Origin of the sequence: Parasphingomonas zepuensis (assembly GCF_036663735.1) — a bacterium.
Taxonomy (GTDB): domain Bacteria; phylum Pseudomonadota; class Alphaproteobacteria; order Sphingomonadales; family Sphingomonadaceae; genus Sphingomonas.
The window spans coordinates 342,863-364,334 of the sequence record NZ_JAXOJO010000004.1 but is presented as its reverse complement, the minus strand read 5'-3'; the positions used below and the strand labels follow the sequence as shown (position 1 = coordinate 364,334).

The 21,472-nt window shown below is 65.7% G+C and carries 20 protein-coding genes; 11 read left to right on the top strand and 9 right to left on the bottom strand.

What is annotated here, in order from left to right:
• The first annotated feature begins 567 nt into the window (after positions 1 to 567).
• Positions 568 to 1,325 (top strand): IS5 family transposase gene (locus tag U1769_RS16825; RefSeq protein ID WP_332718262.1). Its coding sequence is split into 2 segments (ribosomal slippage): positions 568 to 904 and positions 904 to 1,325, totalling 759 coding nucleotides; the frame shifts between segments, so codons are not numbered across the junction.
• A 71-nt stretch (positions 1,326 to 1,396) separates the two neighbouring features.
• Here U1769_RS16825 and U1769_RS16820 read toward each other — a convergent pair.
• Positions 1,397 to 2,926 (bottom strand): M28 family peptidase, encoded by a 1,530-nt coding sequence (locus U1769_RS16820; protein WP_332718260.1) that lies wholly within the window; start codon positions 2,924 to 2,926, stop codon positions 1,397 to 1,399.
• A gap of 253 nt (positions 2,927 to 3,179) precedes the next feature.
• Between U1769_RS16820 and U1769_RS16815 the strand changes: the two genes are divergently transcribed.
• Positions 3,180 to 3,701 carry a DUF1993 domain-containing protein gene (locus U1769_RS16815; protein ID WP_332718258.1) on the top strand — a complete coding sequence of 174 codons (522 nt, stop codon included), beginning with the start codon at positions 3,180 to 3,182 and terminating at the stop codon, positions 3,699 to 3,701.
• A gap of 115 nt (positions 3,702 to 3,816) precedes the next feature.
• On the opposite strand, the gene U1769_RS16810 is transcribed toward U1769_RS16815, so the two are convergent.
• Positions 3,817 to 4,539, bottom strand: coding sequence for an SDR family oxidoreductase (locus U1769_RS16810; protein WP_332718256.1), 723 nt, complete (start codon positions 4,537 to 4,539; stop codon positions 3,817 to 3,819).
• Positions 4,540 to 4,687: 148 nt separating this feature from the next.
• On the opposite strand from U1769_RS16810, the gene U1769_RS16805 reads away from it, so the two are divergent.
• Together U1769_RS16805 and U1769_RS16800 are read left to right on the top strand one after the other, a co-directional pair.
• The gene (locus tag U1769_RS16805; RefSeq protein WP_332718254.1) at positions 4,688 to 5,584 is read left to right on the top strand and encodes an AraC family transcriptional regulator; all 897 of its coding nucleotides are present in this window, start codon (positions 4,688 to 4,690) and stop codon (positions 5,582 to 5,584) included.
• A gap of 49 nt (positions 5,585 to 5,633) precedes the next feature.
• Positions 5,634 to 6,038 (top strand): hypothetical protein, encoded by a 405-nt coding sequence (locus U1769_RS16800; RefSeq protein WP_332718252.1) that lies wholly within the window; start codon positions 5,634 to 5,636, stop codon positions 6,036 to 6,038.
• A gap of 19 nt (positions 6,039 to 6,057) precedes the next feature.
• Here the strand turns inward: U1769_RS16800 and U1769_RS16795 are convergent, their stop codons facing one another.
• Positions 6,058 to 6,837 (bottom strand): class I SAM-dependent methyltransferase, encoded by a 780-nt coding sequence (locus U1769_RS16795; protein WP_332718250.1) that lies wholly within the window; start codon positions 6,835 to 6,837, stop codon positions 6,058 to 6,060.
• A gap of 86 nt (positions 6,838 to 6,923) precedes the next feature.
• On the opposite strand from U1769_RS16795, the gene U1769_RS16790 reads away from it, so the two are divergent.
• Positions 6,924 to 7,376: an Rrf2 family transcriptional regulator gene (locus U1769_RS16790; protein WP_332718248.1), complete on the top strand. Its 453-nt coding sequence runs from the start codon at positions 6,924 to 6,926 to the stop codon at positions 7,374 to 7,376.
• A gap of 51 nt (positions 7,377 to 7,427) precedes the next feature.
• Here U1769_RS16790 and U1769_RS16785 read toward each other — a convergent pair whose 3' ends face one another.
• Together U1769_RS16785 and U1769_RS16780 are read right to left on the bottom strand one after the other, a co-directional pair.
• Entirely contained in the window at positions 7,428 to 9,983 is a 2,556-nt protein-coding gene (locus U1769_RS16785; protein WP_332718244.1) for a TonB-dependent receptor, read from the bottom strand.
• Between the two features lie 223 nt (positions 9,984 to 10,206).
• Positions 10,207 to 10,716, bottom strand: coding sequence for a cupin domain-containing protein (locus U1769_RS16780; RefSeq protein WP_332718242.1), 510 nt, complete (start codon positions 10,714 to 10,716; stop codon positions 10,207 to 10,209).
• Positions 10,717 to 10,748: 32 nt separating this feature from the next.
• Between U1769_RS16780 and U1769_RS16775 the strand changes: the two genes are divergently transcribed.
• On the top strand, positions 10,749 to 11,495 hold the full coding sequence (locus tag U1769_RS16775; RefSeq protein WP_332718240.1) for a VOC family protein: 747 nt from the start codon (positions 10,749 to 10,751) through the stop codon (positions 11,493 to 11,495).
• Between the two features lie 57 nt (positions 11,496 to 11,552).
• Here the strand turns inward: U1769_RS16775 and U1769_RS16770 are convergent, their stop codons facing one another.
• Positions 11,553 to 12,167 (bottom strand): TetR/AcrR family transcriptional regulator, encoded by a 615-nt coding sequence (locus U1769_RS16770; RefSeq protein ID WP_332718237.1) that lies wholly within the window; start codon positions 12,165 to 12,167, stop codon positions 11,553 to 11,555.
• A 153-nt stretch (positions 12,168 to 12,320) separates the two neighbouring features.
• Between U1769_RS16770 and U1769_RS16765 the strand changes: the two genes are divergently transcribed.
• The 3 genes from U1769_RS16765 to U1769_RS16755 all read left to right on the top strand — a co-directional run bounded on the left by U1769_RS16765 (position 12,321) and on the right by U1769_RS16755 (position 13,984).
• Positions 12,321 to 13,079, top strand: a complete 759-nt coding sequence (locus U1769_RS16765) for an SDR family NAD(P)-dependent oxidoreductase (protein WP_332718235.1) — start codon at positions 12,321 to 12,323, stop codon at positions 13,077 to 13,079.
• Positions 13,080 to 13,157: 78 nt separating this feature from the next.
• The gene (locus tag U1769_RS16760) at positions 13,158 to 13,313 is read left to right on the top strand and encodes a hypothetical protein (RefSeq protein ID WP_332718233.1); all 156 of its coding nucleotides are present in this window, start codon (positions 13,158 to 13,160) and stop codon (positions 13,311 to 13,313) included.
• On the top strand, positions 13,310 to 13,984 hold the full coding sequence (locus tag U1769_RS16755; RefSeq protein WP_332718231.1) for an NADPH-dependent F420 reductase: 675 nt from the start codon (positions 13,310 to 13,312) through the stop codon (positions 13,982 to 13,984). Before U1769_RS16760 ends, U1769_RS16755 begins: the two co-directional genes overlap by 4 nt.
• Here the strand turns inward: U1769_RS16755 and U1769_RS16750 are convergent.
• Complete coding sequence (locus U1769_RS16750) at positions 13,981 to 15,147, bottom strand: aspartyl protease family protein (protein WP_332718229.1); 1,167 nt, start codon at positions 15,145 to 15,147, stop codon at positions 13,981 to 13,983. The genes U1769_RS16755 and U1769_RS16750 overlap by 4 nt on opposite strands.
• 289 nt (positions 15,148 to 15,436) lie before the next feature.
• Between U1769_RS16750 and U1769_RS16745 the strand changes: the two genes are divergently transcribed.
• Both U1769_RS16745 and rsgA read left to right on the top strand, forming a co-directional pair.
• Positions 15,437 to 16,558: an endonuclease/exonuclease/phosphatase family protein gene (locus U1769_RS16745; RefSeq protein WP_332718227.1), complete on the top strand. Its 1,122-nt coding sequence runs from the start codon at positions 15,437 to 15,439 to the stop codon at positions 16,556 to 16,558.
• 190 nt (positions 16,559 to 16,748) lie between these two features.
• The gene (gene rsgA / locus U1769_RS16740) at positions 16,749 to 17,741 is read left to right on the top strand and encodes a ribosome small subunit-dependent GTPase A (RefSeq protein WP_332718225.1); all 993 of its coding nucleotides are present in this window, start codon (positions 16,749 to 16,751) and stop codon (positions 17,739 to 17,741) included.
• A gap of 4 nt (positions 17,742 to 17,745) precedes the next feature.
• Here rsgA and U1769_RS16735 read toward each other — a convergent pair whose 3' ends face one another.
• Complete coding sequence (locus U1769_RS16735; protein ID WP_332718222.1) at positions 17,746 to 19,251, bottom strand: S10 family peptidase; 1,506 nt, start codon at positions 19,249 to 19,251, stop codon at positions 17,746 to 17,748.
• A gap of 10 nt (positions 19,252 to 19,261) precedes the next feature.
• On the bottom strand, positions 19,262 to 21,337 hold the full coding sequence (locus U1769_RS16730) for a prolyl oligopeptidase family serine peptidase (RefSeq protein WP_332718220.1): 2,076 nt from the start codon (positions 21,335 to 21,337) through the stop codon (positions 19,262 to 19,264).
• Positions 21,338 to 21,472: the final 135 nt, after the last annotated feature.

Genomic DNA, 21,472 nt, shown 5'->3' with positions numbered 1-21,472 from the left:
ACCTGAGCGAGTGTCCGGTCGTGGGAAGCGGCCGGCAGCCGGGGAACGTCCGAAATCGGGGTCTGGCCGGTCCCCAAAGCAACGGCAGCACGCTCGGAAATGTTCCTGATAAATGCCAGTCGGCGACCGACCAACTCATGACGTTCAGCGCTCCGGGTATGAACGACCGCTTCTGCTGCTCACCGCCCGAAAGCAGACTGGTAGGAATCCACCCAGGCCAAGCCGTTCCCGACGATCCCCGCCGTACCTGAAAGCTGCCGTTGATCCGCGGGTCGAGGGCGTGGCTCGCTAATGTGAACGAATGTCCGAAGCTGGGGAGAGTGCAGAGGAGCGCGAATGGCGGGTAATGGGTCTTTCCGATCTCAAACCTAACTTAATTAAGGGCCGCTTCCACGATGGGCATCTGAAAGCGGCCAGTCAGCGAACGGACGATCTAGCCGTAGTACCCTATGTATCCAGTGCGTCACTGCGCGATGACCGCGCCAGAACTAGGGTCCGGACCCAATAACAGGATTCCCGTGCGGTCCGGATTATGATTCAAAGCCTCTTTTCGAGGAGGCGTTGGCGATGGCGGATTTCTTCTGGTTTTCGGATGCGCAGTGGGGACGGATCGAGCCTTTGTTGCCGACGGGCCTGCGCGGCAAGCGGCGGGTCGATGATCGGCGTGTTTTGAGCGGGATCGTCCACGCGCTGCAGAGCGGCGGTCGCTGGGGTGACTGTCCCGAGCAAATCTATGGCCCGAAAAAGACACTCTACAACCGCTTCGTCCGCTGGGCCGAGCGCGGGATATGGGAAGGCATTTTCAGTGCTTTGGCCGGCGCCGAGGACGCACCCGACCGACTGTTCATCGACAGCACCTGCATCAAGGCCCACCGCACGGCGGGCGGCGCAAAAGGGGGGCATTGGCCAATGGTATCGGCCAGACACGTGGCGGCAGAAACTCCAAGGTCCACGCCCTCTGCGATGTAAAGGGCCGCCCCTGCGTCTTGATGATCACGCCGGGGAATGTGCACGACATGAAGGTCGCCAAGGCCTGCATCGCGGCCATGCCGCCTTCAGCCGAACTGGTTGGCGACAAAGGCTATGACAGCAACGACTTGCGCGCCTGGCTCGCCGAACGGGGCACTACCGCTGTCATCCCGTCCAAGCGCAACCGTAAGGTGCAGCTCGACTGCGATGTGAAAATCTACAAGCAGCGAAACGTCATCGAGCGCATGTTCTGCCGATTCAAAGACTGGCGAAGGGTCGCCACCCGCTTCGATCGCAACATCAAAACCTTCATGGCAACCATCGCCATCGCCGCTACCGTCATCTGGTGGCTCTAATGAGTCCGGACCCTAGTCGGACTCGAGTAGGTAGGCGCGAGAAACAGAAACCGGACCCAGCACCCTCCCCCTCAATCCACCTTCGGCCGCAGCCTGCTCTCCGCCTTCCACGCAGGCTTCGCCGGCTGGTCGGCAACCCGGGTCACCAGCGCATAGAAGAAGCGGTTGAAATCGGCCGCTGCCTTCCAGTCGATCGGCTGGGCAAGATCGTCCTGCGGGCGGTGATAGCCGGTCTGGTACCAGCGGCGGTAAATGCGCTCGCTCTCGCTGCCGGGGCGATAGCCGAACACGAAGGCGGTCGCCGGAATGCCGGCCTCCAGGAAGGGCCATTGATCGGCGCGGCGCAGCAGGTTGCGCTCGGGCTCCGGATCCTTTTGCGTGGCGATTCCCGCCGCCGCCGTCACGGCGCGCACATCGTCGCCGAGCGTCGTATCGTCCAGTGCGTGAACGGTCAGCAGATCGAGGGGGAAGATCGGGCGAAGCTGATCGAGGTTGATGTCGGCCGCGATCCTCTTGAGGGGCAGCGTGGGATGCGCGACGAACCAGCGTGAGCCGAGCAGCCCCTTTTCCTCGCCCGTGAAGGCAGCGAAGATCACGGGCCGCGCAAAGCCCTTGCCGTGGCGATTTTGCGCCAGTTGAATCAGCAGGGCGACATAGGCGGCATCGTCCAGCGTGCCGTTGTACAACCCGTCGCCATCGACCGGCTCGCCCGGGCCATAGCCGTCGAGATGCGCCGACAGCACGATCGCCTGATCCGCCATGGCCGGATCGGCGCCCGGCAGCATGGCGATCACATTGGGCGAGGCAATGGTCCTGCGCGAGAGCGTGAAGCGGGCGCGGAACGGGCCGGCGACATCGAAATTGGGCAGCGGATCGCCCTTGCTGCCGGCGGCGATGAGCCTGGCGGCTTCCTGCCCGCTGCCCGCGATCAGCTTCCCCAGCGCATCGGCGTTGAGCGTGAAGCGGGCAATCGGTTCGGACGGCGGTTTTTCGCCCGCCAGCCATACCGCGCGCGCATAAGCGAAGGGCCAGCGCGGCGGCTCCACCGCGAAGCCGGGATCGGCGATGGTGATAAGCGCCGTGGCCCCCGCCGCCTTTACCGCCGCGAGCCGCGCCGCCGCATCGGGCAGGCCGGCACGGTGCGTGCCGTGGCAGATCACCACCCTGCCCTTCACGTCGCCGAGCGCATCCGCCGCGCAATAGCCGCGATAGGCGATCGGCCCTTCCAGCGCCGCTGGCATATCCGGCGCGGGCTGAACGGTGATGTCGCGCAGAAAGGCGAGCGGACGACCGCCCGCGCCGAGCGTCGCGGAGTCGACGGACAGTTGTTCCATCGGCACGCGCTGAAACCATGACCCATCGACACCGAGCGGTTTGAGCCCGACCGCCGCGAATCGATCCGCCACCAAAGCGGCGGCGCGATCATAAGCGGGCGAGCCTGAATCACGCCCCTCCATCGCATCGCCGGAGAGCGCGGCGGTAGTGGCCCACCAGGCCGTGGTATCGGCGTCGCCGGCCGGGGGCAGCGTGGCGGTGCGCGATACCGGCTGCGGGGCCGGGGCTGGTGTCGTCGTCATCGCGGCCACGACGGCTGCCATCATCAACGGAATCATCTCTCGCCCCCAATCGTTTCAGCCGGTTGGCGACAGGTCATACTGGCGGTCGGCTGGTGTGTCGTGCGACAATCGGTGGGGCAGGATGGGCGTGACGGCGGGTGCCATCGGGCCCTGAGTCTCCCCTGCCCTGTGGCCCAAAGCCAGACACCGATCCCAATATCGATTCCGAAGAACGAACGCATGGACCGGGCGGCCCCAAGCCCCCATAAGCCCCGCAAAACAAGCGGGAGCCAAAGCCATGTCCTTTTCCCTTTATGATGCCGTCGTGCCGTCCAACCTTCAGATCCTCGGCGCGGTCGACGCGCTGCTCGACAAGGCGGCGGCGTTCGCCACCGAACAAGGCATGACGGAGGCGGCGCTGATCGACACGCGCCTTGCGCCGGACATGCTGCCGTTCGGATACCAGGTGAAATCCTGCGCCGCGCATTCGGTCGGCGGGATCGAAGGCGTCCAGGCCGGCAGCTTCTCGCCCGACCGCTCCGCGTGGCCGACCGACTTCGCCGGCCTGCACGGCATCCTGCAGACGGCCGTCGCCAGCCTGAAGGCGCTGGACCGCGATGCGTTCGACGCGCTGGCGGATTGCGATACCCAGTTCGCATTCGGGGAAACCATCATGCCCTTCACAGGCGCGAACTTCCTGCTCTCCTTCTCGCAGCCCAACTTCTATTTCCACGCGACCACGGCCTATGCGATCCTGCGGGCCGAGGGCGTGAAGCTGGGCAAGCGCGATTTCATGGGCCTGCCGCGCATCAAGCGATAGTTTCGGGCCGCGAGCGGCCGCCTGGCCGAAACGGCGGCGTTGCGGCGAGATCGCGCCGAAACGCCGCCGGGCTTTCGGGGGAGCGTGGGGCTCGCCCGAAAGCCGGGGCGGGCCCTTACATGTTGGCGGCGGTGGGCCGCACGATCACTTCGTTGATATCGACGCCCTCGGGCTGTTCGAGCGCGTAGCGGATCGCGCGGGCGATCGCGTCCGGGGTCAGCGATTTCTGGCGCCAGTCCTTGAGCGCGGCGGCGATCTGCGGATCGCTGATGTCGTCGCCCAGTTCGGTCGCGGTCACGCCGGGGGAGATGATGGTGGCGCGGATATCGTCATGCTCCTGCCGCAGCCCCTCGGTGATCGCCCACACCGCATATTTGGTGGCGCAATAGACCGCCGCCGTCGGGAGGACGAAATGCGCGCCGACCGAAGCGACGTTGACGACATGCCCGCTGTGCTGGGCAACGAAGCGCGGCAGCACCGCCGCGATGCCGTTGAGCACGCCGCGGATGTTGACGTCGATCATCCGCGTCCATTCGTCCGTCTTCAGCGCGGCGAGCGGCGAGAGCGGCATCACGCCGGCATTGTTGATCAGCACGTCGATCCGCCCGAATTTCCGTTCGGCGGCGTCGGCGAAGGCAGCGAAGTCGGCAGCGTCGGTGACGTCGAGGGTGCGCCAGGCGACAGTGGCGCCGAGCTCGGCGGCAAGCGCCTGAAGCCGATCGCCGCGGCGCGCGCCGATGAACAGCCGCGCGCCCGTCGCGGCCAGCTCGCGCACGGTCGCCTCGCCGATGCCGCTCGATGCGCCGGTGATGAGGATGGTCTTGTCGATGCCGGTCATGATCATGTCCTTCTTGCCTTGTGGTGACGGACCAATGGGGCGGAATGCGCGGCCAGCGGTAGAGCGATCGCCCGGAGACTTTGCACGATCCTCCAAATGATGACGCACAGGCCTTGCGGCGCGGCGCGGGATCGGGTTTCATCGCGTCATGCAGCAGATCGCCGACCTGACCCAGCTCATCGCGCGACACGCGCCACAATCCGGGATTTCCGCGACGGCGGTGCCCCGGCTGTCGCTGATCCGCGCGGATTTTCCGTCCGTGCCGGTGCCCGCGGTGTATGAAGCGTCGCTTTGCCTGATCGCCCAGGGATCAAAGCGCGTATCGCTCGGCGAGCACAGCGTCGTCTATGACGCGTCGCATTATTTGCTGGTGTCGGTCGATCTGCCGCTGGTCGGCCATGTGCTCGAGGCGAGCCCGGATGCGCCCTATCTGTGTTGCAAGATCGATCTCCATCCGGGCATGCTCGCCGACCTGCTGATCGCCGATGGCAGCACGCCACCGCGCAGCGAGCTGCCGGCGCTCGCGGTCTATCCGGGCGATCCGGACCTGATCGACGCGGCGTGCCGGCTGGTGCGGCTGCTCGACCGGCTCGAGACGGTGGCCACGCTCGCGCCGCTGATCGAGCGGGAGATCGCCTATCGCCTGCTGACCGGACCGCACGGGCCGATGCTGCGCCATATCGCGACCGCGGACAGCCATCTCAACCAGGTCAGCCGCGCCATCGCGCGCATCCGCAGCGGCTTCCACGAACAGCTGCGCATCGACGATGTCGCCGCGGCCGCGGGCATGAGCGCATCGTCGCTGCACGCGCATTTCAAGGCGGTGACGCGGATGACGCCGCTCGAATATCAGAAACAGCTGCGGCTGCAGGAAGCGCGGCGGCTGATGCTCGCGACGGGCAGCAGCGCGGGCGCGGCCGGCTTTGCGGTCGGCTATGACAGCCCGTCGCAGTTCAGCCGTGAATATCGCCGCCTGTTCGGCGCGCCGCCGCGCCAGGACATCGAAAGTCTGCAGGCGGCGGCGGGCTATGCCGCAGGCGTTTAGGTTTGTGCCGTTCAGCTTGTGGTCGGGTAAGGCCGGCCTATAAGGCGGGATGACCCGGACGCCCCTGAACTTTCATCCCCTGCCGATCGCGCTTGCGCTGGTTGCGGGCGTTTCCCTCTGGCCGGCGGCCGCGAGCGCGCAATCGGCGCCCGAACCGGGACCCGCAGCGCCGATTGAGGCGACCCCGCCCTCGACCGGCGACGTCATTCGCCTGTCCGACGAGGAACGGCTGGAGATCCTCAACAACAACACCATGGAAAAGGCCGCGGCGGCCCGTGGCGAGCTGGTCAGCGCTGAAGGTCCCGACCGGCGTATTCACGGTGAGTTCGGCGTCATGATCGGATCGCACGGCACGCGCGGTGCCTACGGCACGGCGGACATCCCGCTCGGCGACAACGCAGGCGCGACGGTGTCGTTCGAGAGCAGCCGCTACGGGTATCCGCGCAAGCGGTGAATCGCGCCATTCCTGCCGCTCAACGTTCCACGACAGCGATCAGTGCAGTGGACGGGATTGGCAGAACCGGTCGATCGCCGGCCATGTGCCGCACTTCCGCCACCACCGCCGCCTTGTCCGCGTCGTTCAGGCTGGTCCAGTCCGGTGACATGCCGAACAGCGTATCGGGCTCGCCCAGCGCCGTGACGTCGAGGCGATAGTCCTCGGTCACGCGTTCGATCTGCGGATTGCGATAGCCCGCCGCGATCAGCTCCCGCGCGAAATCCGCCGGATCGCTCAGCGCCTGGACCGCTTCGGGCATCGCCATGCTCTCGCGTCCGGGGAACAGCTTTTGCCGCACCTGACCGAGCAGCAAGAAGGTTGCCGCACCGCGCTCCTGCCAGGTGGCGACCACGCCGTATCCGCCCGGCCGCGTGACCCGCCGCATCTCGGCCAGCCCCTTGCGCCAATCGGGGAACATGATCACGCCGAAGATCGAGAAGACGGCATCGAAGCGCGCATCGGGCAGGTCGAGCGCCTGCCCGTCCATGACCCGCGCCTCGACATTGGGCAGCGCCGCCGCGGCGACACAAGCCACCATGCCGGGCGAAAAGTCGGTTGCCAGCACCTTTGCGCCCGTGCGCGCCGCCGCCAGCGCGAGAGCGCCGGTGCCGGTCGCCACGTCGAGTACCTCGCTCTTCGGCGTCAGCGCCACGCGGGCGAGCGCCGCCTCCGCGAAGCGCGCGGTGAAGGGATGCGCGGTCCGCTGATAATGACTGGCCGCCATGTCCCAGTGATCGGGGTTCTCGAATTCGCGCATGTCATTCACTCCAGAATCATGTAACTCTATAAGTATCGTGAATGAGGTCGCTTGCCAACAGGCAAGAGCATGCGAAAGATCGGATGATGCGCAACGACACCCGACTGTCCCGGATGCTCCACGTGTTGCTCCATATGGCGCGGCACGAAGGGCCCATGACATCGGAGGCGATCGCCGCGATGCTTGGCACCAACGCCGTCGTCGTGCGCCGCACGATGGCCGGGCTGCGCGACGCGGGCTATGTCCGTTCGGACAAGGGGCATGGCGGCGGCTGGATGATCGCCTGCGACCTGGCGCAGGTATCGCTGCTCGACGTCCACCGCGCGGTCGGCGGCCCGAGGATCTTCGCGATCGGCAACGAACATTCCAACCCGGGCTGCGCCGTCGAGCAGGTGGTCAACGAAGCCGTGGGAGATGCCCTGCGCGACGCCGAGGCGCTGCTGGTCGAACGGCTGGGCGCGGTCAGCCTCGCCGAACTGAGCCGCGGCTTCGATGCGCGCTGTGCCGCCGCGACCTCGAACGACGGCTCGCTCGCATAGACGAAACGCAGCCGGCGGATTCAGAACCCGCCGGCTGAGTTGGCGTCGATCTCAATAGGCGGCCGACAGGGTCAGGAACCACTGGCGCGGCGCAATCGGATAGGCCGAATAGCTGTTGGTCGCCGATCCTACCGACAGGGTCGATACACCCTTCTTGTCGGTCAGGTTAGTGACGTTCAGCGCCAGCTCGACCTTGCGTAGCGGCAGGATATCGTCCGGAAGGCGGGCGGCGATCCGCAGCGACGTCAGGAAATAGGAGGCCACGCTGGCGTCATTGGTGAAGGTGGAGAAGCGGCGCCCGACGAAATCGCCGATCACCTGCGCCTCGAACGGACCGGCCGACAGCGTCGCGACCGTCTTGTTCATCCATTTCGGCGTGCCGGGCAATTGCTTGCCGCAGGTCGGCACGACACCGCTGGTGACGAGATAGCCGCCGATGCAGCTCCCGGTCGCGTTGCCGATGCCGGTCGCGGCGGACGTGTAATCGCTCTGATATTTGGAGAGATTGTACGAGGTCGCATTATAGAGCGAAAAGGTACGGCCGACGCGGAAGGTGAAGGCCGCGTCGACACCGTCGGTATGAACGTCGCCGACATTGACGAGGATCGAGGTGCCGCCGGTGATGCTGCCGCCCGCGATGCCGCCCGGGTTGGTCGAGATCGCCAGCAGGCGATTGTTGAACACGACATGGTAGTAATTGACCTGCGCCTCGAGCCCGATCTCGTTGCCGAAGTTGCGGCGGGTGCGCAGGCCTGCTTCGTAGGTCCAGCTGCTCTCGGGCTTGCCCTGATCGGCAAAGGCGTCGAACGCCGCCTGGCTACCGGTGAACCATGGGCCGCCACCGCCGGCCAGATAGGCCTGATATTGCCGCAGGTTCTTCTGGACGTTGAAATAGACGTTCTCATGGCCGTTGAAATCATAGGTCGCGCCAAACGCCGGCAGGAACCAGCGCAGCGTGTTGATCCTGCCCTGCGGCAGGCCGCCGGCGAGGCCCGACAGGGAGCCGGCCTTTGGCTGCACCGGGAACCAGCCATTGGCCCATTGCGCGCTGGTCTTGAAACCGCCCTGGACGAGCAGCTTGTCGAACACCTGCCAGGTGTCCTGCAGATGAAGCTGCAACTGGTTGATCCGTGCTTCGCCCTGATATTGCGTGAACAGCGGCTGGGCGACCTCGAGCGGGCGGATATAGGGGGTGCTCGCGCCGGGATTGTTGACGTCGACACCGTACCAGCGACGCCACTGCGTGGTGCTGTTGTGCTCGTACCAGCCGCCGAATTCGATCTTGTGGTCGCCGAGATCGATGTTGAAGGCAGAGATCACCCCGCCGCGATCGATGCGATATTCCGTGGTGCGGGTGATGAGGCCCGAGCCGCCAGTCGCAGCAACCAGCGCGGCACCGGCCGCCGCAGCCTGGGCGTCGGTCAGCGCGGTGCAGGGGTTTGATCCGGTCGGGCGAATGCCGTTGTTGTTGGCGGTGAACCGGCAATTGGCCGGAAGGCTGGCGTAATTGGGATCGAGATAAGCCTGCGCCGTGGTGATCGACTGGCCGAGCGGCCCGGCGACGACGCCGGCGCCGTCATTGTGGTGGAAATATCCGGTCGTCGACCAGGTGATGTTGCTCGACAGATGCGCGTCGTACCGCGCGTAAGCGAGATAGTCGGTGCGCTGCGCATCCGAATAATAGTTGCGATAATTGCTGCCCTGGGCGGTGGGCGAATTGCCGAGCGCGTTCAGATAGGACGACCGGTATGCGCCGAAATCCGGATAGAAGAACGGCTTGGTGTACGGCGTGTAGAGCTGGACCGGGCTGGCGGTGTTGCCGGCCGAAGGCTTGAAGAAGACGGTCGCGTCCTCGTTCGGCTGAGTCATGTCGTTATAGTCGAAATAGAGCGTCAGCTTGCCGATATGGTCGTCGTGCACGAACTTGGCATTGGCCTGCCAGCCGCCCTGGACGCCATCGAAGTCCCATGCGCGGGCATGCTGGCGGGCACCGGAGATATAGGCGGAATTCGTGCCGCCAAAGGTGCCGCTGTCGATGCGGAGGAACGTGCGCGACGTATCGTAGCTGCCGACGGTCTGGCTTGCCTGGACGCCGAACTGGGCCAGCGGGTCGGACGAAAAGGTCTCCACCGTGCCGCCGAGATTGCTGTTCGATGCCGTGGCGAGATCGCCGGCGCCCGTCGCCACGACGACACGCCCGACATTCTCCGAAATCACCGCGCGCTGCGGCGAAAGGCCGTTGTAATTGCCGTAGCTCTGATCCCCGAGCGGAACGCCGTCCATGGTGTAGCCGAGCTGATTGGCGGCGAAGCCGTGAATGAAGAGCTGCGCGTTCTGCTCGTTATAACCCCAGGGATCGGCAGTGATGTAGAGCACGCCCGGCAGTGTCTGGATCGCCTTCAGCGGCGAGACGCCCGGCAGGATCTTCTGGATCTCGCTCTGGGGGATCGCAGTGGCCGAGCGCGTCGACTTGGCAGTGACGATGATCGTCGATGCGTCGTCGGAGGCTGTGTCGCTCGCCGCGGCGTCGGTCGCCTGGGCGAAGGCGGCGTTGGCGTAGAAAAGCGCGCCGGCAAGCGCGAGCAGGCTGGTAGCAGATCGAATCACGATATCCCCCTTGGCGCGGCGTTGCTGCAGTGCCGCATGGCCGCGCTCTGCCCGGGGAGAATTCCAATCTCGCGACTCTTTGGTTGCGATGCGATGACAGCGGACGATTTGCGCGAGGCGTCGGGATGGAGATATCAGCCGGTCGGCAGCCGGCGCGATGTTCGAGAGGGGCTCCGCGGATCAGTCGTTCAATTGGACGTGCGGCATATCCCCGTCGGACGGATCAACGCGGCTCGATATCGTTTGCGGGGACAAGCAGCGGCTTGCCTTTCTCGACGATATAGGTCGCGAGTTCAGCGCCGTTCGTGGTGCCGGGATTATGCGCCTTGTGTGCCATTCCGGCGGGGACGAAAAGAACCTGGCCGGCCTTCAGCGTGACCGGGGCCTGATGCTCGAGCTGATATTCGAGCGTGCCTTCGATGATGTAGATCACCTCTTCTCCAGGATGACGGTGCCAGGGCGCGGTGGCGCCGGGTGCGATGTCGATGCGCGCCTGGATGGTTTCGCGTCCGGGCACGGAAAGATCGTGCCGCTGCAGGTCGGTGCGGGTCACCCCTTCAGGCGATTGCACCGCAGCCCCGGCGCTTCCGGCGGCCAGCAAAATGGTTGCGAATAGGGTGCGGATGCCTGGTTTCATGATCTGGTCCTCAAGCGAGATGAAGTGGTCGCCGGTAACATCTTCGACAGAAATGCCGTAAAGATACGCGACAGCGATGACATCATTGAGTCGCAAGCGCTGGCGAACGGGACCATAGCGCCCGCTCTTTGCGGCAGTCCAAGATTTCGCGGTCATGCAAGGCACCAAAATCAAAGGATATTGCTATGCCAACCATTGAGGGAACTGACCAAGTCGCAATCGAAACGCCAAAAGTTGAATCGCTCGACCTGAAGCTCGAAATCGTCGTCATCCCCATTTCCGACGTCGATCGCGCCAAAAGCTTCTATGCAGATATGGGGTGGCGGCTCGATGCCGATTTCGCGGAGGGCGACGATTTTCGGGTAATGCAGTTCACCCCGCCAGGCTCCCCGACCTCCATCATCTTCGGCAAGAACGTTACCGCCGCGGTGCCCGGTTCAGCTCAGGGCCTCTACCTCATCGTCTCCGACATCGCGGCCGCCCGCGACGATCTGCTTCGGCGCGGCGTCGCAGTCGGCGAGATTTTCCACGGCGGCAGCGTGCACAATGGCGCGGACGAACCCTATCTGTTCGGAAGTCTCCGGGTGAGCGGTCCGGACCCGGACCATGGCAGCTACCGCTCCTTCGCGTCGTTCCACGACCCGGACGGCAATGGCTGGCTGTTGCAGGAAGTAACCACAAGATTGCCCGGCCGAATCGACTCCGACGTCACTAGCTTCGCCTCGGTGGCGGATCTGAGGAGCGCGATGTGGCGTGCGGCGCTCGCGCACGGCGAGCATGAGAAACGGATGGGCGGCAAGCACGACGAAAACTGGCCCGACTGGTACGCCGCATATATGGTGGCGGAGCAATCCGGCGCGCCGTTGCCAGTGTAAACGAAACACCGTTACGGGCTGCCCCCTGCCCCGCCTGGTCCACCGGCGACGAGACGCTTATGTCGAGGCGGCCGCAGGATCAGCGCGATCTCCGGCAGGCCAGGTGTTCAGCGTTTGCTCCGCCACGGCCTGGAGCAGCTCGCGGCTCACGCCGGCCTTGGCCTGCACCGCGATGCCCTGAGTGACCGTCATCACGAACGCCGCAAGCGCCGCGGCACTCGCCGTCTCGGGAAGGTCGCCCTCGGCCCTTGCTCGGTCGAAACGCTCGCGCAGCCGCTCCCGACCGGCCGCGCGGAACTCGGCCAGTGCCTGCCGGATCGGCTCGGCATCGTCCGAGCCCGCCAGCGCGCCGTTGATGCCCAGGCATCCGGTACGATCGGGATAGCGCGTGTTGAGCTCGACGGCCTTGTGCAGGAGATGCGCAGCGACGTCGCGCGCGGTGGGTAGTTCGAGCGCCTCCGGGATATAATCGAGGTAGCGCTCGTCATAGCGCGCGAGTACCTTGCGGAAGAGCGCTTCCTTGTTGCCGAACGCCGCGTAAAGGGCCGGCCGTTCTACGCCGGCCGCCTCGACCAGGTCGGCATAAGAGGCGCCTTCATAGCCCTTGCGCCAGAAGACGCAGAGCGCCGCATCGAGCACTTTCTCGACATCGAATTCGCGATGGCGGCCCATCAGATTGTTTCCGTCTTTTCCATAACGGCCATTATTAAACCGCTTGACAGCCGGTGTCCAGTTTTCATAACGGACATTATCGTAACGATGATTACGTAATGCTGCATCGCCGCTTGCCATGGCCAGCGACGGTGCCGAACCAAGGAAAATTGGATGTCGGATATATTGAAGGGCAAGGTCGCGCTGGTCACCGGCGGCTCGCGCGGTCTGGGTGCTGCCACGGCCGAGGCGCTGGCCGACCAGGGAGCGGATGTCGCGATCAGCTATGTCGCCTCGGCGGACAAGGCACAGGCAGTGGTCGACAGGCTGCAGGCAAAGGGTGTGCGGGCGATCGCGATCCGGAGCGACCAGGCCGACATGACTGCGGCCAAGCCGCTGATAGACCGGGTGGTAGCACATTTCGGCAAGCTCGACATCCTCGTCAACAATGCAGCGATCGCCGTGCAGGGGAAAACGGTCGACGATCCCGGTCTCGACACGGTCAATCTCGATCGCCAGTGGCAGATCAACGTCATGGGTTCGGTGGCGGCCACGCGGGCGGCGGCGCCATTGCTGTCGGATGGCGGGCGGATCATCTTCATCGGCTCGCTGCTCGGCACGCATGTCCCGTTCGCCGGCGCGGCCGATTATGCGGGAAGCAAGGCGGCGATCGTTGGCTATGCCAAAGGCGTCGCGCGCGATCTCGGCGGACGCAATATCACGGTCAACGTCGTGCAGCCTGGAGTCATGCCGACCGATATGTCGGCGGAAGTACTGGGCGATGGCGTTCCCGACGCGCTCATGAACCTGCACGTCATCCGCCGGATCGCGACGCTCGAGGAAGTGTCCGCCCTGATCTGTCATCTGGCGGGTCCGCACGGAAACTACATGACCGGCAGCGTGATCGACGTGGCCGGCGGCCTGGGCATCTGAGCACCCTTCCCCGGCGGTCGCGCGAGCGGTGTAGCCGGGGAATTTTTCGAGGCCATGCTTCGGACAAAGGAAAACGACATGACCGATATTTTCGGTGCCAGATCCACCGCCGACGAGATTCTTCCCGACGTCGACATTCTTCCCGGCGTCGACCTTTCGGGAAAACGATTCTTCAACACAGGCGTTTCGTCGGGCGTCGGCCTCGAAGCCGCACTTGCGGCATCGGTGCAATGACGACGATCGGCATCATCGGCGCCGGCGAAGTCGGCAGCCATATCGCGCGGGCGGCCATCGCGCAGGGATATCAGGTCGTACTGGCCAATTCGCGCGGGCCCGAGACGTTGCGGGACCTGATCGAACAATTGGGCCCCGCCGCACGCGCGACGACGGCGGCGGAAGCGGCTGCCGCCGGCGACTTCGTCGTCGTTGCCGCCCCGCTAAAGCTGGTCAACACTCTGCCCGTCGCAGCACTGGCGGGAAAGGTGGTGATCGACACCAACAATTATATGGCGTGGCGCGACGGGCATTATCCGATCGTGGATTCAGGCGAGAAGACGGAACATGAACTGCGCCAGGAGCAGCTCCCCAAATCCAAAGTGGTCAAGGCGTTCACGCATATCCAGGCGCCGCGGATCCTCATCTGGGGCAGACCATCCGGGTCAGCCGATCGGCTGGCGCTGTCCGCGTCGAGCGACTTTCCCGAAGCCGTGGCGATCGTGACTCGGCTCTACGATCAGTTCGGTTTCGATACCGTCGACAACAGCCCGCTCAGCGAATCCTGGCGCACCCGCCCCGGCCAGCCGGCCTGGAAACAGGAGCGCCAGACCCGGCCCGAGCTCATCGCCAACCTCGCCAAGGCGCGGCGGCAGCCGGCGCAAGGCGCCGGTGAAGGACGGCCGACCTAGAAATAGCGTTGCAGGGTCAGCGCAACCACCCGGCCATCGACAAGACGCAGCCGCACGATCGTGCCGATGGCGCCGAATTGCCAGTTGCTGGTCGGTTGACCGGCGGTGGGCGCGCCGTCCACGTCGACGATGACGTCGCCCGCAATCAGGCCGGCCGACGCCGCGGGGGATCCGCTCGCGACATGCAGGATCGCCGCACCCTTCGGGTCGGGCCGTAGCGTCAGGCCGGCGCGATTGACGGGAAACGGCGTGGCCCGATCGATCGGCGGGGCGAACAGCACGCGGTTCCGCCGAACATCGACGATGAGCCGGAACCGCCCGAGCACGCCGATGCCCAGGTTGCCGTCCAGCGGCTCCTCCTGCTCGACCGGCCCTGTCTGGCGCTCGCTCAGGCTGACCGGCACGTCGTTCAATTCAGTCGAGCCGACGGTGATGCGGTCGAGCATGGCGACTTTGCGGACTTTCATGCCACCGGCACCACCGACGAAGGTCGTCGATGTCGCCCGGTCCTTCATGAAACCGGGCTGGCCCCAGAAGCGGGGGGTAAGACTGATCGCACCGGCATTGCCGATGTCGAACAGCAGTTCGGCAGGCCGGCCCTCGACTGTCATCGCGATCGACAATACGCCCTCCGTGTTCGTCAGGCGGGCCGTGGCGGCATCGGACGGCGCGACATAGGTCGCCGGATCGTGAAACGCGATCCTGCGGCCCTTGAAGTCGATCTCGACCACCGTATCGGCGAACATCTCGCCGCCCAGAAATAGCGGGATCTCGCGGCCGAGTTGGCGCCCGACCGCGGTGAGGTCGATCGCCACCGCCTCGCCCCCGCGCCACACCAGGTCCCCGGCTTTCAGCGTGATGCCGTGGGCCGTGCTGTAAGCCACGCTCCCGCCGACCGCCCCCCCGACATGATCGCCAGTCAGCTTCAGGTCGAGCTTCGTGGCGAAGCTGCGGTCGACGACGGTCGAGGATGCGCCGCTGTCGAGCATTGCCACCACGGCACGGTCATTGACCTCGACCGGGATCAGGATTCGCGTGCCGGCATAAAGCTCGAACGGCAGCCACCCGCTTGAGGACTTGCCGGGCGCGAAAGTGATCGAACTGATGGCCTTTTCGGGGGCGGTCGCTTGCGGCTGGGCGGCGGTGGGCAGCGATGTCGACATGAGGAAAGCCGCTATCGCGAGCTGCGCAACTCGACGCGATGCCGCCGATTGCTGCGGACTGGTTGGTGACTTGCGGCGTGGCGACATCGCGTTTCTCCCGATAAACGGTTTCTGGCGAAGAACCAGTGACGCCATCGCATCGATATATATGGATATCTAGTGATTTTGACGGCCGAAAACGAACGCGGCCTATTGCCATGGCGGTGGACGTTCCGGTCTCCGAGAGCAACATGCCCCCGACTTGCCGCACTTGCGTTTCGACCGGGTTGTTCGCAGAGACTGGCGCCGAATGTCTTTCCTCCATCATCGCCCGGCATATCCTTCCCGTCGCTTCGGCACGCGCCTCTGGCTTACAATCGGTCTGCTCGGTTCCCTGGCCGGGTGCGCCTCGCTGCCGGCGCCGCTCCTGCAGCGATGTGCGGCGAGCCCGGCCTCCATCACCGTCTCCACCGATGGCGCGCGGGCCAGCACCAGTTTCGACGTCCTGACCTTCAACATCGAAGGGCTCGCCTGGCCCGCACGTGGCAAGCGCGGGCCGGCGCTCAAACAGATCAACGCCGTGCTTCGGCAGATGGAGGCAAAGGGCGAAGCGCCGGACGTCATCATGGTGCAGGAGATGTTCAGCAAAACCGCGGTCCGCGCGATGACGGATCTGGATTATCCCAACATGGTGTTCGGACCATCGCGGACTCAGGCAAAGCGCCTAACGGGCGCCGAGCGGATGCCAGGCCCGTTCAAATGGAAGAAGGGCGAGATCGGCCTTCACCTGGTCGGCTCGGGGCTGGCGATCCTCAGCCGCTATCCGATCGTCGAGACACGTTCGGAGCCGTTCGGAAGCCGCCGGTGCGCCGGCCTGGACTGTTTCAGCAACAAGGGCATGCTCTATGCCAGCCTTGCCATTCCCGGCGTCCCGGGCACGATCAACCTGTTCAACACGCACCTGAATTCACAGGATTCATCGCGCGTGCCACCCCCGCGCCACGCCCATGCGCATCGTCTTCAGGTGGAGGAACTGGGCAGCTTCATCTCGGCGGTCGGCAATCAGGACATCCCGACCATCCTCGGCGGCGACTTCAACATGAAGGGGTCGGCGATCAGGTTCGAGCATTTCCGCAATGTGACAGAGCCGTTCGGGATCGTGCACGAATGGTGCACCAGCAATCCGTTGCAGTGCGATACGCGCATATCCTGGGATGGCGACGAGCCGTGGATGGATACGCAGGATCTCCAGCTCTTCGAAAGCGGCTCGGCGGTTGAAGTCTCGCCGATCCGCGTGGAGGCTATGTTCGACGGCTCGGCCGACAGCCCGCGCCTGTCCGATCACGACGGCTTCCGGGTTACCTACCGGGTGAGCTGGCCCGTGACGTTGCCATCCGGCGCGGGCGCGAATGTGTCGGCAGCATGCCGCTAATGTCGGCGACAGCGCGTGCCGGACAGCCCGAAGGAGCGAAAAGGCTTGCGCTCAGGCAATTAAAGGCATTTCCACGGGCCACGCGCTTCCGTCAGGTTCGCCTGCGGCCGCGCGACAATTTGGCTGAGCCCGGCATGGTGCCGACGCGGGAAAGCCGCCCGAGCCGACAGAAAGACGCTGCTGAAGCCGTATGACATCGCCTAACGAGACTTTGGAAGAGCTTGGCTGGAGGCCCTTTTTCAGCGAGCAGGTTTCGGGCGAGGAAGCCGAGCAATGCCGGCCCGTCCGGGTGATGGCCGTCCATCGCGGCAAGATCGCGGTCAGAGGCGCGGGGCTGCAGCGCGAGATCTCGCCCTATATTCCCGGCGCCCTGCCCTCTGACGATCACCCCACGGTCGGCGACTGGCTGCTGATCCACCGCGCCACGCTGGAGCCGGTCCGCGTCCTCCAGCGGATGAACCTGTTCAAGCGGCGCGCGCCGGGCGATCCGCGCAAGGAACAGATGATCGCCGCCAATGTCGACACTTTGTTCATCGTCGCCTCGTGCAATCAGGATTTCAGCGTCGCGCGGCTGGAGCGCTATCTGGTGCTGGCGCGCGAGGTGGGGGTGGACCCGGTCGTGGTGCTCACCAAGACCGACCTGACCGACACCCCGGAGGTGTTCGCGGCGGATGCCCGCGCGATCGAACCGGGACTGCGGGTCGAAACCGTCAACGGCCGCGATCCGGCCAGCGTCGCACGCCTCGCGGACTGGTGCGGCAAGGGCCAGACCGTCGCGCTGCTCGGCTCCTCGGGAGTCGGCAAATCGACGCTGGTCAACAGTCTGCGGGGGTCGGACAGTATCGCCACCCAGGCGATCCGCGCTGGCGACGCCACAGGCCGCCACACGACCACGGTGCGCGAAATGCACCGGCTGGATCGCGGCGGCTGGTTGCTCGACACGCCCGGCCTGCGCGAACTGCAATTGTCCGACGCGGCCGCCGGCATATCCGAGGTGTTCGACGATTTCATCCTCGTGGCACAGGACTGCCGTTTCTCCGACTGCGCCCATGGGGCTGAGCCGGGCTGCGCCGTGCGGGCAGCGATCGCCGACGGCACGCTGACCGCCGAGCGGTTCGATCGCTGGCGCAAGCTGACGTCCGAAGAGAGTGCCAACGCCGCCCAGATCAGGCGACCCCGCTAGCGCCTCAGGGCCTGTAGAGGCGTTCCGCATCCGCCTTGAAAGCAGCGCCACTGTCGCTTCGGCTGTAGAACATGTGACCGCCGGCATAGACGCGCAGCTGCACCCGCTCCGCCTGGCCGAAGGCGGGCATCTGGTCGACGATCAGGCGCGACGCGAAAAAGGGACAGGACAGATCGTCCCAGCCATGGACGATCAGGACGCGCATCTTCGGATCATTGGCGATCGCCTTGCGCAGATCGGTGACGGGCGAATCATTCGGCTTGCCGCGATCCCAGGCGCTGTTCACCGCATAGGACAGCGCATTGTAGCGCGCGTCGGTCTTCCACCCGACCTCCCGCGTGACGAAATCGACCATCGCGCTCGTCGTCGGGGCGATCAGGGCGTCGAGGATCGGGTCGTTCGATTGTTGCTGCGCCGACCAGGGAAAGGGATCGAACGCAGTGACGTTCGAATCATAGACGCTGCCGATCGTGCCGTCGGCGCGGTGGATCTCGCGCAGATAGGTGCGGCTGTCGACGCGGCCGCCGAGCCGCTTGACGAGCGCCGGATCGAGTCCGGTGAGATCGGTCACCCGGGCCACGACGCGGTTCGTCGCCTCCGGATCGGAGCGGCCGCGCAGCAGATCCCGCGCGAAATCGCCGCGCGTATAGGCTTCCACTTCGGCCATGGCAGCCGGGGTGAGCCGATGCTGCCGCTCGAGGTTCGCCGCCGCCATCGACGGCAGGTCGATCATCCAGGGCAGCGGCGACAGGGCCGTCGCGCCATCGCCCGAGGCGGGATCGAGATAGGGCGACACCATGATCAGCCCGGTGATGCCGACGCCGATCTGCGACTGAAGCTCATAGGCGATGCGCGGCGCGCGGTATCCGCCATAGCTTTCGCCCATCAGATATTTGGGCGAGCGCAACCGCCCTTCCTTGACCAGCCAGTCGTACACGACCTTCGAGAGATATTTGATATCGGGATCGTTGGCGTAGAAGGCCTTCTTGGTCTCCGCCTCGTCTACGAGGCTGCGGCTGAAGCCGGTGCCGACCGGATCGATGAAGACGAGATCGGTGAAATCGAGCCAGCTGTTGGGGTTGTCGCGGGCGATCGGCGCGTCCGACGGCGCATCGCCCTGCGCCCCGAACTGGATGCGCTTCGGCCCTACCGCGCCGAGATTGAGATATACCGACGCCGCACCCGGGCCGCCATTGAACGCGAAGGTGACCGGGCGGGCGGGATCGCTGCCCGGCACCGTATAGGCGGTGTAAGTAACCTGCCCGATCTCCTTGCCCTTGTCGTCGCGCACCGGGATCGTCCCCACCGTCGCGCGGTAGCTGACGGTTCGCGCGCCGATCCGCGCCGACTGAGTGATCGACTTGTCGGCGGGCAGCGGCAGCAGCTTGGGCCCCTCCTCCGCCTTCTTCTCGACAGTGGTGGTGGTCTTGTCGGCTGGTGCCTGAGCATGGGCGGTGCCGCCCAGCAGGAGCAGCGCGGCGGCGAACAGGCGGGTGGCGGGCAACGACATCACTTTCTTCTTATTGGCCGGCGGGCGCAGGCGCGGGTGCGGGGGTACGATAGCGATCGAACCAGGCGAGGATAGCGGCGGCCTTGCCCGCCGACTGCGACGGGCGCGCGGTGAAGCCGCCATGGCTGGCGCCCGGCACCTTCACCAGCGCGGTCGGCACGCCGCGGATCTGCAGCGCGGCGTAATATTGCTCGGATTCGCTGACCGGCGTGCGATAATCGTCACTGCCGACCACCACCAGAGTAGGCGTGCGGACATTGCCGACGAGGCTGAGCGGCGAGCGGTTCCAGTAGCTCATCGGATCTTCCCAAGGCAGCTTCGTGAACCAGTAGCGCGACGTGAACAACGTGTTGTCCATCGTCAGCGCCTCGCTCACCCAGTTGATGACTGGCTTCTGAGTCGCCGCTGCCTTGAACCGGTTGGTCTTGCCGACGATCCATGCCGTCAGCACCCCGCCACCCGAGCCGCCGGTGACGAACAGATTGTCCGGATCGGCCGTGCCGTCCGCAATCGCTGCATCGACCGCGGCGATCAGGTCGTCATAATCGGCGGAGGGATAGTTCTTGTCGATCAGGTTCGCGAATTCGGCGCCGTAGGAGGTCGATCCACGCGGGTTGGTCCACAACACCGCATAGCCGGCAGCGACGTAGAGTTGCACGTCGGTCGCGAAGCTCGGGCCATAGGCGCTGTTGGGGCCGCCATGGATTTCGAGGATCAGCGGCAAGCGCTTGCCCGCGACGCGGTTCGGCGGCGTCGCCAGCCATGCGTCGATCGGCCGGCCATCGGGCGCGACGACGGCGACCTTGCGCACCGGGGCGAGCGCCTTCGCACCGGTCATCACCGCGTTCAGCTGAGTCAGCCGCCGGGCCTTGCCGCCCGTCCATATCCACACATCGGCGGGCGCGCCGGCATCGCCGCCGGTATAGGCGATCGCCCCGGCCTTCGAGACGGAAAAGTCGCCGCCGGTATAGGGCCGGTCGAGCCCCCCACCCTGCACATTGTCCACCAGCGGGGTCACGCGGCCATCGAGCCCGATGCGCGCGATCCGGCGCGCGCCGCGATCGTCATAGCTCGCATACAGGCTGCGCCCGTCCGCCGCCCACACCGCATCCTCCATCCCGCGATCCAGCGATGCGGTCAGCGAGCGCGGAGCGCCGGCATTGCGGTCGCCGACATAGAGCTCGGCATTCTCGTAGCTGCGCCGCTTGTCGTCGAAGCCTTGCCAGGCGATGCGGCTGCCATCCGGCGACACGCGCGCCCGATCGTCGGGGCCGTCGCGCGTCGTCAGCTGGCGCAGCGTAGCGGTCGTCACGTCGACGGCGATCACATCAGAGTTCATCACCTGCCGGTCGGCATCGGGTCCGCGGATCGCCGCGAACACGATCTCTCGGCCGTCGGGCGTCCAGGACAAGGGACCGCCATCGTCGAACGCGCCAAAGGTCAGCTGCCGGGCCGCGCCGCCATCGGCCGCGACGACGAACAAATGATCATGGCCGGGCTTGATGTAGCCGGGGCCATCGCTGCGATAATTGACCCGGTCGATCACCTGAAGCGGCTCGGCCCAGCTCGCGCCCTCAGGCTTGGCCGGTGCCTTGCCGAGCGACGCCGGCTCGCCCGCCACCGTCGCTATATAGGCGAGTCGCGTGCCGTCGGGCGACCAGGCCAGCGCCTGCGGATCACCCGGGAAGCTCGTCACGCGCGTGCTGGCACCGGTCGCCAGCCAGCGAACGAACAGTTGGGAGCCGCTGCCATCGCCGGCGACATAGGCGATGCGGGTGCCATCGGGCGACCAGCGCGGGCTGCCCCCCTGCGTGGCGAACGGCGACTGGCGGCCGCTGGCGACGTCGATCAGCCACAGGGACGATTGCATGCGATCCGTCATCACATCGGCGGTGCGCCGGACATAGACGATGGTCCGGCCGTCCGGGCTGATTTGCGGATCGGCGGCGATCGACAGGCCGAACAGGTCGGCGCCGGTGAACCTGCGGCTTGGCCCATCGACCGGCGCCGCGTTCGGCTGCTGCTGCGCGGGCGCAGCGCCGGCGGCAAGGAGAGCGGGGATGAGAATGGCGAATGGCAGGCGCACGCGGAGCTCCTTGGCTGTTCCGCGCGATCATGCCCGATCGTTCCCGGCACGCAACCTGTCCTGCGCAATTTCATATCGTGCCGCGCAGTATCGCTTTTAGCGGCAATGTGCCTTCGGGCGATCCAACGGGATCGC

Coding starts and splice junctions, on each gene's coding strand:
- U1769_RS16765 (WP_332718235.1), top strand. CDS start 12,321: ATGTCGGATATATTGAAGGGCAAGGTCGCGCTGGTCACCGGCGGCTCG.
- U1769_RS16735 (WP_332718222.1), bottom strand. CDS start 19,251: ATGTCGTTGCCCGCCACCCGCCTGTTCGCCGCCGCGCTGCTCCTGCTG.
- U1769_RS16760 (WP_332718233.1), top strand. CDS start 13,158: ATGACCGATATTTTCGGTGCCAGATCCACCGCCGACGAGATTCTTCCC.
- U1769_RS16795 (WP_332718250.1), bottom strand. CDS start 6,837: ATGCGCGAATTCGAGAACCCCGATCACTGGGACATGGCGGCCAGTCAT.
- U1769_RS16745 (WP_332718227.1), top strand. CDS start 15,437: ATGTCTTTCCTCCATCATCGCCCGGCATATCCTTCCCGTCGCTTCGGC.
- U1769_RS16800 (WP_332718252.1), top strand. CDS start 5,634: ATGACCCGGACGCCCCTGAACTTTCATCCCCTGCCGATCGCGCTTGCG.
- U1769_RS16755 (WP_332718231.1), top strand. CDS start 13,310: ATGACGACGATCGGCATCATCGGCGCCGGCGAAGTCGGCAGCCATATC.
- rsgA (WP_332718225.1), top strand. CDS start 16,749: ATGACATCGCCTAACGAGACTTTGGAAGAGCTTGGCTGGAGGCCCTTT.
- U1769_RS16820 (WP_332718260.1), bottom strand. CDS start 2,926: ATGATGGCAGCCGTCGTGGCCGCGATGACGACGACACCAGCCCCGGCC.
- U1769_RS16770 (WP_332718237.1), bottom strand. CDS start 12,167: ATGGGCCGCCATCGCGAATTCGATGTCGAGAAAGTGCTCGATGCGGCG.
- U1769_RS16790 (WP_332718248.1), top strand. CDS start 6,924: ATGCGCAACGACACCCGACTGTCCCGGATGCTCCACGTGTTGCTCCAT.
- U1769_RS16750 (WP_332718229.1), bottom strand. CDS start 15,147: ATGTCGACATCGCTGCCCACCGCCGCCCAGCCGCAAGCGACCGCCCCC.
- U1769_RS16815 (WP_332718258.1), top strand. CDS start 3,180: ATGTCCTTTTCCCTTTATGATGCCGTCGTGCCGTCCAACCTTCAGATC.
- U1769_RS16805 (WP_332718254.1), top strand. CDS start 4,688: ATGCAGCAGATCGCCGACCTGACCCAGCTCATCGCGCGACACGCGCCA.
- U1769_RS16810 (WP_332718256.1), bottom strand. CDS start 4,539: ATGACCGGCATCGACAAGACCATCCTCATCACCGGCGCATCGAGCGGC.